This is a genomic window from Mesorhizobium sp. M0029 (assembly GCF_040323735.1).
Classification (GTDB): Bacteria; Pseudomonadota; Alphaproteobacteria; order Rhizobiales; family Rhizobiaceae; genus Mesorhizobium.
On record NZ_JAMYVF010000015.1, the window covers coordinates 18,359 to 33,606 of the forward strand.

The window sequence follows — 15,248 nt, forward strand, 5'->3', positions numbered from 1 at the left end:
AAGGCACGGAAACCCATGACACTCAACGGATGGATACAGATCCTGGTTTATTGCGGGATCGTCGTTTTGCTGGTGAAGCCGCTCGGCGGCTACATGTACCGCGTCTTCAATGGCGATCGCACCTTTCTCTCGCCCATACTCGGGCCCGTTGAGCGCGGCCTCTACCGCATTTCGGGAACCAGCGAGCGCGAGGAGCAGCACTGGACGACCTACGCGGCAGGAATCATCTTCTTCAGCCTTGCCAGCTTCCTGGTGCTGTACTTTCTGCAACGCCTGCAGGGCGTCCTGCCTTACAATCCGGCCGGGATGGCATCGGTCGAACCCAATCTCGCCTTCAACACTGCCGTCAGCTTCGTCACCAACACCAACTGGCAGAATTACGGCGGCGAAAGCACGTTGTCCTACCTCGTGCAGATGGCCGGCCTGACTGTTCAGAACTTCATGTCCGCCGCCGTCGGCATTGCCATTGCGGTGGCGCTGATCCGCGGCTTCGCCCGCGCCTCGGCCAAATCGATCGGCAATTTCTGGGTCGATATGACCCGCTGCACGCTCTACATCCTGCTGCCGCTCAGCATCGTGCTCACCCTTGTCTATGTCTGGCTCGGCATGCCGCAGACGCTCGGGCCTTATGTCGACGCCACCACGCTGGAGGGCGCCAAGCAGACGCTCGCCCTTGGGCCGGTCGCCTCGCAGGTCGCCATCAAGATGCTCGGCACCAATGGCGGCGGCTTCTTCAACGCCAATGCCGCGCATCCTTTCGAAAACCCCGACGCCATCTCCAACATGATCCAGATGGTGACGATCTTCGCGCTGGGTGCTGCACTCACCAACGTCTTCGGCCGCATGGTCGGCAACCAGCGCCAGGGCTGGGCGATCCTGGCCACGATGGGTGTGCTGTTCATCGCTGGCGTCGTTATCTGCTACTGGGCGGAAGCCGCGGGCAATCCGCTGGTCCATGCGTTGGGCGTCGACGGCGCCAACATGGAAGGCAAGGAGAGCCGCTTCGGCATTGCCGCTTCGGCACTATTCGCCGTCATCACCACGGCTGCGAGCTGCGGTGCGGTGAACGCCATGCATGACTCGTTCACAGCACTTGGCGGCCTGGTCCCGATGCTCAACATGCAGCTCGGCGAAGTCATCGTCGGCGGCGTCGGCGCCGGCTTCTACGGCATCGTCATGTTCATCGTCATCACCGTGTTCGTCGCCGGCCTGATGGTTGGCCGCACGCCCGAATATCTCGGCAAGAAGATCGAGGCCAAGGAGGTCAAGATGGCAATGCTCGCCATCCTCGCTCTGCCGTTGGTCATGCTGGTCTTCACGGCAATAGCGGTCGTGCTGCCAAGCGCCGTCGCCTCGATGGCCAATGGCGGTCCGCATGGCTTCTCCGAGGTTCTTTATGCCTACACTTCGGCGGCGGCCAACAACGGCTCGGCCTTTGGCGGCCTTTCCGGCAACACGCCCTGGTACAACATCACGCTCGGCATCTCCATGTGGGTGGGTCGCTTCTTCGTCATCATTCCAGCGCTTGCCATTGCCGGCTCGCTAGCGACGAAGAAGACGGTTCCGGCTTCCGCCGGCACCTTCCCGACCGACGGCCCGCTGTTCGTCGGCCTGCTCGTCGGCGTCATCCTGATCGTCGTCGGCCTGACCTTCTTCCCGGCACTGGCGATCGGACCGATCGTCGAGCACCTGGCTGCCATCAACGGCCAGACATTCTGAGGCTTGTCATGTCCTGGTTCTACCCAAAACGCATGAAGGCCCGGCCGCGAGCCGGCCCACGAGCCGGCAATGAGGGGGAGGAAACGCCCCCTCCCTTCCCCAGCGTATCTACCTTCCTCGGCCTCGCGGCAGTCATGATCGTGATCTGGCTGCTGGCCTATGGTCCGCCGCCCCTCTTTTCGGCATCCGATCGGTCGGTGCCGGCCAACAGTTCAGATACTGGAGCCACCAAATGAGCCAGTCCAAATCCGCGAGCATCATGGATGCCCGCATCCTGTGGCCGGCCATCGGCGGCGCCTTCAGGAAACTCGACCCCCGCACGCTGGTCAGGAACCCGGTGATGTTCGTCGTCGCCATCGTCTCGCTTCTTACCACGGTCCTGTTCGTCAAGGATCTCGCCACCGGCGGCGGCGATTTCGGCTTTACGCTGCAGATCATCATCTGGCTGTGGTTCACCGTGCTGTTCGCCAACTTCGCCGAGGCCGTCGCCGAAGGCCGCGGCAAGGCGCAGGCCGATTCGCTGCGCAAGGCGCGCACCGAAACCCAGGCCAAGCTGCTTGCCGGCGAAGACCGCTCCAGGTTCAAGCTGGTGCCCGGCACCAGCCTGAAGGTTGGCGACATCGTGCTGGTCGAAGCCGGCGACATCATCCCGTCCGACGGTGAAGTGATCGAAGGCGTGGCCTCGGTCAACGAGGCGGCAATCACCGGCGAGTCCGCACCCGTCATTCGCGAATCCGGCGGCGACCGTTCGGCGGTCACCGGCGGCACGCAGGTTCTGTCCGACTGGATTCGCGTGCGCATATCAGCCGCCTCCGGCCACACCTTCCTCGACCGCATGATCTCGCTGGTCGAGGGTGCCTCGCGCCAGAAGACGCCCAACGAGATCGCGCTCAACATCCTGCTCGTCGGCATGACGCTGATCTTCGTGCTGGCCACCGCCACGATCCCGAGCTTTGCCTCCTATTCCGGCGGCTATATCCCGGTGACGGTGCTGGTCGCGCTGTTCGTCACCTTGATCCCGACCACCATCGGCGCCCTGCTGTCGGCCATCGGCATTGCCGGCATGGACCGCCTGGTGCGCTTCAACGTGCTGGCCATGTCCGGCCGTGCCGTCGAAGCGGCGGGCGACGTCGATACGCTTTTGCTCGACAAGACCGGCACCATCACGCTCGGCAACCGCCAGGCCACCGAATTCCGCCCGGTCAAGGGCGCCACCGAACAGGAACTGGCCGATGCCGCGCAGCTCGCCTCGCTCGCCGACGAGACGCCTGAGGGACGCTCGATCGTCGTGCTGGCCAAGGAGAAATACGCCATCCGCGCCCGTGACATGGCAACCTTGCATGCCAGCTTCGTGCCCTTCACCGCGCAGACCCGGATGAGCGGCGTCGACATCGATGGCTCGTCGGTGCGCAAGGGCGCCGTCGATTCGGTTCTCGCCTATGTCAGCCAGTCGTCATCGGCCACTCACGGCACGCGCCCCGGCAGCGACACCGTCAAGGATCTCCAGGCGATCGCCGACGAGATCGCCAAGTCGGGCGGCACGCCGCTGGCCGTCGAGCGTGACGGCCGCCTGCTCGGCGTCGTCCACCTCAAGGACATCGTCAAGGGTGGTATCCGCGAGCGCTTTGCCGAACTGCGCAAAATGGGCATCCGCACCGTGATGATCACCGGCGACAATCCGATGACTGCGGCGGCGATCGCAGCCGAAGCCGGCGTCGACGATTTCCTCGCCCAGGCCACGCCCGAGGACAAGCTGAAGCTGATCCGCGACGAACAGGCCAAGGGCAAGCTGGTCGCCATGTGCGGTGACGGCACCAACGACGCGCCGGCCTTGGCGCAGGCCGATGTCGGCGTCGCCATGAACACCGGCACGGTTGCCGCCCGCGAGGCCGGCAACATGATCGACCTCGATAGTGACCCGACCAAGCTGATCGAGATCGTCGAGATCGGCAAGGCGCTGCTGATGACGCGCGGCTCGCTGACGACCTTCTCGATCGCCAACGACGTCGCCAAATACTTCGCCATCATCCCGGCCATGTTTGCCGTCTTCTACGTTGCGCCGGGACATACAATCGGCCCCCTGCAAGCGCTCAACATCATGCATCTGGCGACGCCGCAGAGCGCCATCCTGTCGGCCATCATCTTCAACGCGCTGATCATCATCGCTCTGATCCCGCTGTCGCTTAAAGGCGTCAAATACCGCGCCATCGGCGCCGGCGCGCTGCTCAGCCGCAACCTGCTGGTCTACGGCCTCGGCGGCATCATCGTTCCCTTCGTCGGCATCAAGGCGATCGACATGATCGTCACCGGCCTCGGCCTCGCTTAAGGAAATACGTCCATGCTCACTCAGATAAGACCCGCTGTTATCATGATCGTCTTTTTCACCGTTTTGACCGGCCTGATCTATCCCCTGGGCATGACCGGCATCGCCCAGGCGCTGTTTCCGCACCAGGCCAATGGCAGCTTGATCGAGAAAAACGGCACGGTCATCGGCTCCGAACTGATCGGCCAGGGCTTTGCCGACGACAAGTATTTCCATGGCCGCCCCTCGGCTGCCGGCGACGGATACAACGCCGCAGCGTCCAGCGGCTCCAATCTCGGTCCAACCAACCCCAAGCTGATCGACCGCATCAAGGCCGACGCCGAAAAGCTGAAGGCGGAGAACCCGAACCAGCCGGTGCCGATGGATCTGGTGACGACGTCCGGCAGCGGCCTCGACCCCGCCATCAGCCCGGACGCCGCCTATTTCCAGGTCGCTCGGGTGGCCAAGGCCAGGGGCTTCGACGAAGCCAAGGTCAAGGCGCTTGTCGACAGCCATGTCGAAGGCCGCGAACTCGGCTTCCTCGGCGAGCCGGTCGTCAATGTGCTGGCGCTCAACCTGGCACTGGACGATACCAAGCAGTGAGAGACAATCTCTGAAGCCAGGGGCCAGGGATCGACACGATCCTCGGCGCCGTTCATGATCGAGCCTGATGCCGGACGCCAGAAGCAACTATACCAGACCCTCTCCGGACGCGCTGCTCGAGCATGCGGAACGGGAAGAGCGCGGCCGCCTGCGGATATTTCTGGGTGCTGCACCCGGTGTCGGCAAGACCTACGAAATGCTGATGGCCGGCCGCGCCATGCTTGCCGACGGCATCGACGTGGTCATCGGCATCGTCGAAACCCACGGCCGCAAGGAAACCCTGGCGCTGGTCGAAGGCTACGAGGTCATCCCGCGCCAGAAGGTCGACTACAAGGACCGCGTGCTGAATGAGATGGACATCGACGCCATCCTCGCCCGCCGGCCGGCGCTGGTGCTCGTCGACGAACTCGCCCACACCAATGCGCCAGGCAGCCGCCACCCCAAGCGCTATCTCGACGTCCAGGAAATCCTGACGCGCGGCATCGATGTCTACACCACGCTCAACATCCAGCATGTCGAGAGCCTGAATGACGTGGTGGCGCAGATCACCCGGGTCAGGGTGCGCGAAACGGTCCCGGACTCCATCATCGACCAGGCCGATGACATCGAGATCATCGACCTCACGCCCGACGACCTGATCAAGCGGCTGAAAGAGGGCAAGGTCTATTTCCCCAACACTGCCCAGCGCGCAGTCGAAAACTATTTCTCGCCGGGCAATCTGACCGCGCTTCGGGAATTGGCGCTGCGCCGCACCGCCCAGCGCGTCGACGAGCAGTTGCTCAACCACATGCAGTCGCACGCGATTCCCGGCCCTTGGGCGGCGGGCGAAAGGGTGCTCGTCTGCGTCGATGCGCGTCCGGGCGGAGCGTCTCGTGTCCGCTATGCGCGCCGGCTGGCCGACCGGCTGCGCGCACCGTGGACGGCGCTGCATGTCGACACGCCGCGTTCGGCCGCCATGTCGGAGGAAGACAAGGACCAGCTGGCCACGCTCTTGCGCCTGGCCGAGCAGCTCGGCGCCGAGGTGACGACCATTCCGGGCCAGAACGTCGCCCAGGACATCGTCCGCCACGCCACGGCCAACAACTTCACCCATATCGTCGTCGGCAGGCCGACCCGCTCGCGCTGGCGCGAACTGATCGAGGGTTCGCTCACCTACGATCTGATCCGCAATGCCGGCGATATCAGCGTCCATGTCATTTCAGGAACGGAGCGCGACAACGAGGCCACGTCGAGGGTCAAGGCGGCGGCCGAGCAGACGCCATTTCAAATCTGGCCTTATCTTTTCTCGACCGTCTATGTCGCCGGCGCGCTTGCCGTCAGCGCCGTCCTCGATCAGTTCCTCGACGTTCGCAACCTTGCCAGCGTGCTGCTGCTGGCGGTGCTGACATCGGCAGTGACCTTTGGCCTGTGGCCGGCGCTGTACGCCTGTTTCCTCAGCGCCATTGCCTTCAACTTCTTCTTTCTCGAGCCGCGCTACACGATGACGATCCGCGATCCGGAGAGCATCGTTGCCTTCGCCGTCTTCCTCGTCGTTGCCGTCATCGCCAGCAATCTGACGGCGCGTGTGCAGCGTCAGGCAGCCGCCGCCCGTTCACGAGCCCGGGCCACCGAGGACATCTACCTCTTTTCAAAGAAGCTCGCCGGCGCCGGCACGCTCGACGACGTTTTGTGGGCCACAGCCTTCCAGATCGCCTCGATGCTGAAGCTGCGCGTGGTGCTGCTTTTGCCGGAAGAAGGCACGATCACCGTCAAGGCCGGTTATCCCCCCGATGACACGCTGGCCGAGGCCGACATCGCGGCTGCACGCTGGGCTTGGGAACACAACCGGGCTGCCGGCCGTGGCGCCGATACCCTGCCCGGGGCAAAACGCCTCTACCTCCCCTTGCGCACCGCACGCACGGCCGTCGGCGTCGTCGGCCTCGACAATGACAAGCAAGGCCCGCTGCTGACGCCCGAGCAACAGCGCCTGCTCGACGCGCTGGCCGACCAGGCGGCGGTTGCCATCGAGCGCATCCAGCTGGTCGCCGATGTCGATCGCGCCAGGCTGGCGGCCGAGGCCGACCGCTTGCGCTCGGCACTGCTGACGTCGATCTCGCATGATCTGAAGACGCCGCTGGCGGCCATCATGGGCGCGGCCGGCACGCTCAGGGAATTTGCGCCGGCACTGCCCGAGAACGATCGGGCCGAGCTGCTGACCACCGTGCTCGACGAGTCCGAACGGCTGAACCGCTTCATCGCCAATCTGCTCGACATGACCAAGATTGAATCGGGCGCCATGGAACCGAATTTCGCCCTGCACTATGTCGGCGATGTCGTTGGCTCGGCCTTGCAGCGGGCACGCAAGATCACTGCCGGGCACAAGACCGAGATCGATATTCCGCCCGACCTGCCGATGCTGAAGCTCGATCCGGTGCTGTTCGAGCAGGTGCTGTTCAATCTGTTCGACAATGCCGCGAAATACGCGCCACCGGGATCGACAATCCGGCTGCAGGGCTGGGCCGACAATGGCTCCGTCGTGCTGCAGATCATGGATGAGGGACCGGGCATTCCGCCCGCCGACCTGGAGCGCGTCTTCGACAGCTTTTACCGGGTGCGCAAGCGCGATCAGGTCCAGGCCGGCACCGGGCTCGGCCTGTCGATCTGCCGGGGCTTCATCGAGGCGATGGGCGGCACGATCATGGCGGCGAACCGCAGCGATCGCCAAGGCGCGGTCTTCACCATCCGCATGCCGAAGCCGGCACGATCGCCCGGCCTGGACGAACGGAACGCGGACGGGCAAAACTCTGGTGATCCGGCATGACAAATTCCAACGTCAGCATACTGGTCGTCGACGACGAGCCGCCGATCCGCAAACTGCTGCGCGTCGGCCTCGGCAGCCAGGGCTATGCGGTCAGCGAGGCGCCCAATGCCGGGGCCGCGATCGAACTCGTCGATGCACAAAAGCCGGATCTGATCCTGCTCGACCTCGGCCTGCCCGGCATGGGTGGCCTCGATCTCCTGCGGAAATGGCGCGGCGACGGCCTCGACGTGCCCGTGGTCATCCTGTCCAGCCGCACCGACGAAGCCGGCATCGTCGCGGCGCTCGAACTCGGCGCTGACGACTACATCACCAAGCCGTTCGGCATGAACGAACTGGTCGCCAGAATCCGCGTCGCGCTGCGCCACCGATTCCAGCAGCAGGGCGAAAAGCCGGTGTTTCAGACCGGCGATCTCTCGGTCGACCTGGTCAAGCGCATCGTCAAGGTCGAAGGCAAGGAGATAAAGCTCTCCCCCAAGGAATACGACATATTGCGTATTATGGTGCAGCATGCCGGCAAGGTGCTGACCCACCATTTCCTTCTGAAGCAGGTGTGGGGCGATTCGACCGACGTGCAGTATCTCAGGGTCTATGTCCGCCAGCTCCGGCAGAAGATCGAAAAATCACCCGACCAGCCGCGCTACATCACCACCGAGACCGGCGTGGGGTACCGGCTGCGCGAGGTTGAGTAGCCGCGCGTTCGCTGCTCAGTCCGCCGAGAGTTCCGCGGTCCGTGCCAGTGCGCCGCCGAAGCCGTTGAGCGGGATGGTGAAACTCACCGCTTGACCGGTGTCGGCCGCGAAGGCGTCGATCTTCAGCGTGGTGGCTGCCTTGAGCAGCGGCGTGACGCTGGCATCGAACGCCACCGGCACCAGGCAGCCGACGGCCTGGCAGGTGTTGAACGGCAGGCTGCCTTCCAGCTTCTGGTCGTCGATGGTCAGGCTGACGCCTTTGGCGAGCGCCAGGCCGAACGGCAGCGCCAGCGTTCCGGCGGCATCCTCGCCGCTCTTGCTCGACAGCTCGATGGCCAGCAGGCGCTGGTTGGACTGCTTGTTGAACTGCTGATGCGACAGGCTGCAAACCTTGGCCGTGCCGGTTACCTGGCAATTGACCGTCCAGTCGCCATGTGTCTCGGACAGCGCCGAGGCGCCGCCAGGCAATGTCGGGCCGGCAGCAGGGGCGGGCGCTGCGGCGGCAGGCGCCGCCTTGTCGGTCTTGGTTTGCGCCGCGACTGCCACCGGGCCAAGAATACAGATGCTGCCCAGTAGCGCCGCGAAATATACTTGCCTGCTTTTCATCAATATGCTCCCGATTGTGCCTCGAGTCAGCCGCGATTGAGGCCGAGATCCGCGCCCGATAGAGCGGTCAATCGATCTTTTCTGTCAAGTGCGGCCGGGCCGCTTCCTCAGGGATTTCGCCAACCCGTGGCAGATCGGCCCATGGCAGACCGGCCCATGGCAGATCGAGACGAACGCCCTATATAGAGAGGAGGTCATATCTGTACGGGAATGAACTGATGTCGACGCTTCGCCTATCGACAGTTCTCATGTCGGCAATGCTGGCGGCGGCAACGCTCGCCGGCATCATGCAATCTGCTGCGGCTCAGTCCGTCAATCCCAGCGCCAACCGGCTGATCCAGCAGAACCAGCTGCAGCAATTGCGCAACAGCCTGCAGCGGCAGCAGTTCCAGCAACAGCAGCAGCAATATCGCGAGCAGGACCGTCGGATCGTGCCGCAGCCGCGCCCCGAAGTGCCCGTCGTCCGGCAAGCTTGTCCGATTCAGATCGTCAACAACCAGATTGTGCGTGTTTGCCGTTGATATCGGTCGCTTGCGATTTACTTAGTCGACTTATTTACTAAAAATGCCTCATTGCCTCGCGGGCATATCAGGGGTTTGCAGGCGGCGTGCGGCGGTGCGCCCGCCGACCGGATTTTCAGCACATGGCGACGACCAAGAAAAAGGCGGTACGCAAGGCAAGGCGAGGCGAACGCATTCGCCAGGTCGCCGCCATTCCCTTTCGCCTGGACGTTTCAGGCAATTTCGAAGTGATGCTGGTGACGTCGCGAGCGACGAAGCGGTTCATCGTGCCCAAGGGCTGGCCCATGAAAGGCAAGAGCGGGCGCAAGGCCGCCACCATCGAGGCGCGCGAAGAAGCCGGCGTGCTCGGCAAGACCCGCAAGGCGCCGGCCGGCAGCTATTCCTATTGGAAACGGCTGGAGCACAATTTCGTGCGCGTCGACGTCGTCGTCTATCTGTTGGAGGTGTCCGAGGAACTGGCCAACTGGCAGGAGGCCAAGAGCCGCCAGCGGGCATGGCTCAAGCCGCAGGACGCGGCGTTGCTCATCGATGAGCCGGATCTCTCGACGCTGATGGCCAACCTGGCGCCGCCTCAGCCGGCAGTGCCGGACCCAGCCTGAACCAACCTCACTTGCCCTCGTCCCCTTTAGTGGGACCCTCATCCCCCTCAGCGGGAAATGGCCGCAGCGGCGTGCCCGTATAGGCCCACAGCCATTCGCGCGGCAGCGGACCCTTGTTGCGGTCGCTTTGCTGCGACTGCTCCCATGCATGCGCCAGGATGCCGACCGAGCGCGAGAGCACGAACAGGCCGCGCGTCAACGGCGGCGGAAAGCCGAGCTCGCCATAGATGACGGCGGTGGCGCCGTCGATGTTGAGCGGTATTTTCTTGCCCTTGCGCCGTGCCACCTCTGCTTCGACGGCCTCGGCGATGTCGGCGAAGCGTCCGCTGACGACGCCGCGCGCGGCAAAATCGCGCGTCACTTCGATCAGGCGCGGCGCGCGCGGATCGACCGGGTGGAAGCGATGGCCAAATCCCGGCACATAGCCTTTCTCCTCGGCGAAGAAACGGTCGAGCCGTGCGGCTACGGCTTGGTCCAGCGCAACACCCTGGTCAAGTGCCACGGCAATGTCGCCATAGAAGGACAGCGCCTGTTCGCCGGCGCCGCCATGCACGTCACCCAGCACGTTGACGGCAGACGCCATGGCGCTGTTGATGCCGACTCCGCAGGTGATGGCCATGCGCGCGATTGCGATCGACGGCGCCTGCGGCCCGTGGTCGACGGCCGCCCCCAGCGCAATGCCGAGCAGCGCCGCCTGCTCCTCGCTCGGCAATTCGCCGCGCAGCATCAGCCAGATCGTTGCCGGAAAGCTGACGCGGCCGATCAGCTCCTGGATTTCATAGCCGCGCAGCCGGATGATGCCGGGGCTCATCTCGATGATGCCGGTCTGCCACCACTCCTCGCCGCGCTCGCGGCCGGTTTTTCTCTCGCTCACGCGCTTCTCCTGGCGCGCGGCGGCAGGGTGGAAAAAACCTCGTCCATATGCTCACCCAGCACCGGTGGCGGCAGGACCGGCAAGGGTGCCGCGCCATCGACCATGAAGCCGCCGCGCACCACTGTCAGCGGCTGCTCCATGCCGGGCAGGCCCTGGAAACGCGTGGTCATGTCGCGCTCGACCACCTGGCGCTCGCCAAGCACCTGCGGGATCGTCAGCACCCGGCCCGCCGGAACGCCGGCGCGGTTGAACTTTTCTTCCCAGGCAGCCGCCGAGGCGCTCGCAAGCGCTGTCTCGATCAGCCCTTTCAAGGAGGCGCGGTTCTGCTTGCGCGTCTCGCGCTCGGCAAAGCGCGGATCGTCGGCCAGTTCCGGCTGGCCGATCAGCCGGCAAAGCGTGACGAACTGCTCCTGCTTGTTGGCGGCGATGTTGAGCAGGCCGTCGCCGGTGCGAAACGCGCCGGAGGGCGCAGCCGTCATGTTCTCATTGCCCATCGGCTGCGGCTCGACACCGGCGGTCAGATAGTTGGACACCGGCCAGCCCAGCGCCGACAGCGTGCATTCGAGCATCGAGACATCGAGAAACGCGCCCTCGCCCGAGGTCTTCTGCTTGACCAGCGCCGCGGCGATTGCGAAGGCCCCGACCAGCCCGCCCAGCGTGTCGGCGACGGGATAGCCGACCCGCAAGGGTGCTGTCTCCGGCGTGCCGGTGATGCTCATGATACCGGACAGCCCCTGGATGATCTGGTCGTAGGCCGGATTGTCGCGCATCGGCCCGCTCTGGCCGAAACCGGATATGGCGCAATAGACGAGACCGGGGCGGACCGCTTTCAGCACCTCATAGCCGAGACCCAGCCGCCCCATCACGCCCGGTCGAAAATTCTCGACCAGCGCGTCGGCCGAGGCGACGAGATCGAGGAAGCGTTCGCGGTCGGCTTCGCTTTTGAGATCCAGCACCACCGATCGCTTGCCGGCATTCTGCGCCAGGAACGACGCGCCCATGCCGGCTTTGTTGAGCGCCGGCGAGGCGCCGAGCTGGCGCGCCAGATCGCCGCCTTGCGGCGTCTCGACCTTGATGACATCGGCGCCGAGCAGCGCCAGCTGATAGGCACAATAAGGGCCCGCCAGCACATTGGTCAGGTCGAGGATGCGGATGCCGGCAAGCAGATCGGTCATGATGCTCCAGGTTGCTCAGGCATCGCCCGGCACATGCTCCGGTCCGCGCCGGCGCCGATGCTCGATGAAGGCCCAGATATGCGGACCGGCGAGCCCGATGAAGGCGAGGATCAGCAGCACCAGCGACAGCTTGTGTGTGTAGAACACCGACCAGTCGCCGTTCGAGATCGTCATCGCCCGGCGGAACTGCGTTTCGGCGAGCGGCCCCAGGATCATGCCGATGATGACCGGCGCTGTCGGGAAATCGAAGCGCCGCATCAGGAAGCCGGCGGCCCCCAGGAGATAGAGGATGACGAGGTCGATCGGCGATTGCGAGATGCCGTAGGTGCCGACGGTGGCGAACACCAGGATGCCGGCATAGAGCTGCGGCGCCGGGATTTTCAACAGCCGTACCCACAGCCCGATCAGCGGCAGGTTGAGGACGACCAGGATGACGTTGGCGATGAACAGGCTGGCGATCAGGCCCCAGACCAGATCGGCCTGCGTCGTCAACAGCAGCGGTCCCGGATTGATGCCGTAGCTCTGGAAGGCCGACAGCATGATTGCGGCGGTCGCCGAGGTCGGCAGGCCAAGGGTGAGCATCGGCACCAGCACGCCGGCGGCAGACGCATTGTTGGCGGCTTCCGGTCCGGCAACGCCCTCGATGGCGCCGACCGTGCCGAACTCCTCCTTGTGCTTCGACAGCTTCTTTTCGATGGCATAGGACAGGAAGGTCGGGATCTCGGCGCCGCCGGCAGGCATGGCGCCGATCGGGAAGCCGATGAAAGCGCCGCGCAGCCATGGCTTCCACGATCGTCCCCATTCGGCCGCTGTCATGTAGAGCGATCCCTTGAGCGGCACGATCTCGTCCTTGCCGGCATAGCGGCGCGAGGCCATGTAGAGCGTCTCGCCGACGGCAAACAGGCCGACCGCGGCAATGATGACATCGACGCCATCGAGCAGTTCGTTCATGCCGAAGGTGAAGCGCGGCTGTCCCGTCTGCAGGTCGACGCCGATCATGCCGATGACGAAGCCGATGAACAGGCTGGTGAGGCCGCGCACGGAGGACGAGCCGAGCACCGCCGAAACCGTGATGAAGGCGAGCACCATCAGCGAGAAATATTCGGCCGGACCAAAGGCCAGCGCGAACTTCACCACCACCGGCGCCAGGAAGGCGACGCCCATCGTGCCGATGGTGCCGGCGACGAAGGAGCCGATCGCCGAGGTCGCCAGTGCCGCGCCGCCGCGACCCGAGCGGGCCATCCTGTTGCCTTCCAGCGCGGTGACGATGGTGGCGCTTTCGCCCGGCGTGTTGAGCAGGATCGAGGTCGTCGAGCCGCCATACATGGCGCCGTAATAGATGCCGGCAAACAGGATGAAGGACGCCTCCGGCGCCACCTGATAGGTGATCGGCAGCAGCAGCGCGATGGTCAGCGCCGGTCCGAGACCGGGCAGCACGCCTATCGCGGTGCCGAGCGTGGTGCCGACCAGGCACCACAACAGGTTGATCGGCGAGAAAGCGACGGAAAATCCGTGGGCGAGATGGCCGAGCGTCTCCATGGCGTCAGCCCCTTACCGTGGCGATGATCGCGTCGATCACCGTGTTCAGCTGGTTTTCGATAAAGCCGGCGCCAATGTTGACGCCGAGCGCCCTGGCGAATCCGAAATAGGCGGCCAGCGCCAGGATAAGGCCGGTCAGCGCATCACGCAGCGTGTGCTTGCTGCCGAAGCCATAACAGACGAGCACGAACATGATGACCGAGGCGGCGGTGAAGCCGAGCGGCTGGATCAGCACCAGATTGGCGACCAGGCCGGCAACGACGATGCCCATCGCCTTCCAGTCGGTCGGCGTCTCCTTTTCTTCCTGCGGCTGCCAGCCGCCGCGCAGCGCGGCGACGATGAGCAGCAGCGAAAGCACGATCATGCCGGTCATGGTGATGTAGGGAAAGACGGTCGGCCCGACCTTGGAATAGAGCGGCGAAACCGGGATCGCCAGGGTCTGCCACGCCACGGCCGCGGCACAGGCGAGAAGCCCGATGCCGATCAACAATTCGGGCATGGCAAGGCGCGGGGGCGCCGGCTGCTGGTCGCTGGTGCTCATCGATGTCCTCCCGAGATGGCCGGCATCCTCCCGCCGGCCGCATCCGCAGTTTCACTCCCAGCGCATGATATGTCCATCTCGCAGGCTAATGTCGGAAGGGGCGGCCGTGGCCGCCCCTGAAGACATCAGGCGAGGCCGAGATCCTTGAGGATCGCGGTGATGCGGGCGGTGTCGTCGACGAGGAATTTCGCATAATCGTCGCCGGTCAGAAGGATGGGGGTCCAGTTGCGGTTCTTGCATTCGGCTGCCCAGGCATCGCTCTTGGCCATGGTCTCGATCATCGTGACCATCGCCGCCTTGTCGGCGTCGGAGACGCCTGGCGGTGCGAATACGCCGCGCCAGTTGAACAGTTCGACGTCGATGCCGGCTTCCTTCATCGTCGGTGCGTCGATGCCGTCCTGGCGCTTGTCGGCGGAGATCGCCAACAGCCGAAGCGCGCCCGCCTTGACCTGCTCGGAGAACTCGCCGAAGCCGGAAATGCCGGCCGCCACCTGGTTGCCGAGCAGCGCCGACAGCGCCTCGCCGCCGCCGGCGAAAGGCACATAGGAGAGGTTGGTTGCCGGAACGCCGACCGTCTTGGCGATCAGCCCGAACAGGATGTGGTCGGAGCCACCGGCCGAGCCGCCGGCCACCGGAACCTTGGTCGGATCCGCTTTGAGCGCGGCGACGAAATCGCCGGCCGTCTTGAACGGCGAATCCGCCGGCACCACCAGCGCCTCGAACTCGCCGGTGAGGCGAGCGATGGGCGTCACTTCGGAGAGGTTGTTGGCCGATTTGTTGGCGATGATGGCGCCGACCATGACCATGCCGGCCACCATCAGCGAATTGCCCTTGCCCTTCCATTGGCTGATGAACTGCGGCAGGCCGACCGTGCCGCCGGCGCCGCCGACATTGGTGATCTGCGAGCCGGAGATCAGTTTTTCACTGCGCAGCACCTGGTCGATGGTGCGCCCCGTCTGGTCCCAGCCGCCGCCGGGCGCGGCCGGCACGAAGATCTGGATCTGCGGTGCATCCTGAGCGAGGGCGGGCGTCAAATGCGTTGCAACGAATCCGGCAGCGCCTGCGGCCGCGGTGCTCATCAAAAATCTGCGTCTGTTCAGCATGGGATTCCTCCAAATCACGACACCTCCTCCGGTGCCTGCCAGAAACGTAGCCTGAAAACAGACCCGCTCGGCAAAAATTCATGCCGATTTCGGTACGTTCTGTCAACAGGAACGCTGTTCTACTAGACAGAACCATGGATGTGCGGCACAATCGCTTCGGCCGGCCTTTGTCCGAGC

The 15,248-nt window shown here is 64.6% G+C and carries 13 protein-coding genes; 7 read left to right on the forward strand and 6 right to left on the reverse strand.

Annotation, left to right across the window (positions count from 1 at the left end):
• Positions 1–15: 15 nt before the first annotated feature.
• The 5 genes from kdpA to NKJ76_RS22750 all read left to right on the forward strand — a co-directional run bounded on the left by kdpA (position 16) and on the right by NKJ76_RS22750 (position 8,113).
• Entirely contained in the window at positions 16–1,719 is a 1,704-nt protein-coding gene (gene kdpA, locus NKJ76_RS22730) for a potassium-transporting ATPase subunit KdpA (RefSeq protein WP_023699137.1), read from the forward strand.
• A 232-nt stretch (positions 1,720–1,951) separates the two neighbouring features.
• Positions 1,952–4,045 carry a potassium-transporting ATPase subunit KdpB gene (gene kdpB, locus NKJ76_RS22735; protein ID WP_023686546.1) on the forward strand — a complete coding sequence of 698 codons (2,094 nt, stop codon included), beginning with the start codon at positions 1,952–1,954 and terminating at the stop codon, positions 4,043–4,045.
• A gap of 12 nt (positions 4,046–4,057) precedes the next feature.
• A complete protein-coding gene (kdpC, locus tag NKJ76_RS22740) occupies positions 4,058–4,624 on the forward strand; it encodes a potassium-transporting ATPase subunit KdpC (RefSeq protein ID WP_023686547.1) in 567 nt (188 codons plus the stop codon).
• Between the two features lie 67 nt (positions 4,625–4,691).
• Positions 4,692–7,424 carry a DUF4118 domain-containing protein gene (locus NKJ76_RS22745; protein WP_352538409.1) on the forward strand — a complete coding sequence of 911 codons (2,733 nt, stop codon included), beginning with the start codon at positions 4,692–4,694 and terminating at the stop codon, positions 7,422–7,424.
• The gene (locus NKJ76_RS22750; RefSeq protein ID WP_023700081.1) at positions 7,421–8,113 is read left to right on the forward strand and encodes a response regulator transcription factor; all 693 of its coding nucleotides are present in this window, start codon (positions 7,421–7,423) and stop codon (positions 8,111–8,113) included. The genes NKJ76_RS22745 and NKJ76_RS22750 overlap by 4 nt, the downstream gene beginning before the upstream one ends.
• A 15-nt stretch (positions 8,114–8,128) precedes the next feature.
• Here the strand turns inward: NKJ76_RS22750 and NKJ76_RS22755 are convergent, their stop codons facing one another.
• Positions 8,129–8,719, reverse strand: coding sequence for an invasion associated locus B family protein (locus tag NKJ76_RS22755; RefSeq protein WP_023669715.1), 591 nt, complete (start codon positions 8,717–8,719; stop codon positions 8,129–8,131).
• A gap of 248 nt (positions 8,720–8,967) precedes the next feature.
• Between NKJ76_RS22755 and NKJ76_RS22760 the strand changes: the two genes are divergently transcribed.
• Positions 8,968–9,240, forward strand: a complete 273-nt coding sequence (locus tag NKJ76_RS22760) for a hypothetical protein (RefSeq protein WP_023669716.1) — start codon at positions 8,968–8,970, stop codon at positions 9,238–9,240.
• Between the two features lie 122 nt (positions 9,241–9,362).
• Positions 9,363–9,839 carry an NUDIX hydrolase gene (locus tag NKJ76_RS22765; protein ID WP_023669717.1) on the forward strand — a complete coding sequence of 159 codons (477 nt, stop codon included), beginning with the start codon at positions 9,363–9,365 and terminating at the stop codon, positions 9,837–9,839.
• 7 nt (positions 9,840–9,846) lie between these two features.
• On the opposite strand, the gene NKJ76_RS22770 is transcribed toward NKJ76_RS22765, so the two are convergent.
• The 5 genes from NKJ76_RS22770 to NKJ76_RS22790 form a co-directional block, all read right to left on the reverse strand.
• Positions 9,847–10,713 (reverse strand): citryl-CoA lyase, encoded by an 867-nt coding sequence (locus tag NKJ76_RS22770; protein ID WP_352538410.1) that lies wholly within the window; start codon positions 10,711–10,713, stop codon positions 9,847–9,849.
• A complete protein-coding gene (locus NKJ76_RS22775) occupies positions 10,710–11,888 on the reverse strand; it encodes a CaiB/BaiF CoA transferase family protein (protein WP_031195530.1) in 1,179 nt (392 codons plus the stop codon). The genes NKJ76_RS22770 and NKJ76_RS22775 overlap by 4 nt, the downstream gene beginning before the upstream one ends.
• Positions 11,889–11,903: 15 nt before the next feature.
• On the reverse strand, positions 11,904–13,427 hold the full coding sequence (locus NKJ76_RS22780; RefSeq protein ID WP_352538411.1) for a tripartite tricarboxylate transporter permease: 1,524 nt from the start codon (positions 13,425–13,427) through the stop codon (positions 11,904–11,906).
• 4 nt (positions 13,428–13,431) lie between these two features.
• Complete coding sequence (locus NKJ76_RS22785; RefSeq protein ID WP_023700086.1) at positions 13,432–13,968, reverse strand: tripartite tricarboxylate transporter TctB family protein; 537 nt, start codon at positions 13,966–13,968, stop codon at positions 13,432–13,434.
• 125 nt (positions 13,969–14,093) lie between these two features.
• A complete protein-coding gene (locus NKJ76_RS22790; protein WP_023686552.1) occupies positions 14,094–15,071 on the reverse strand; it encodes a Bug family tripartite tricarboxylate transporter substrate binding protein in 978 nt (325 codons plus the stop codon).
• Positions 15,072–15,248: the final 177 nt, after the last annotated feature.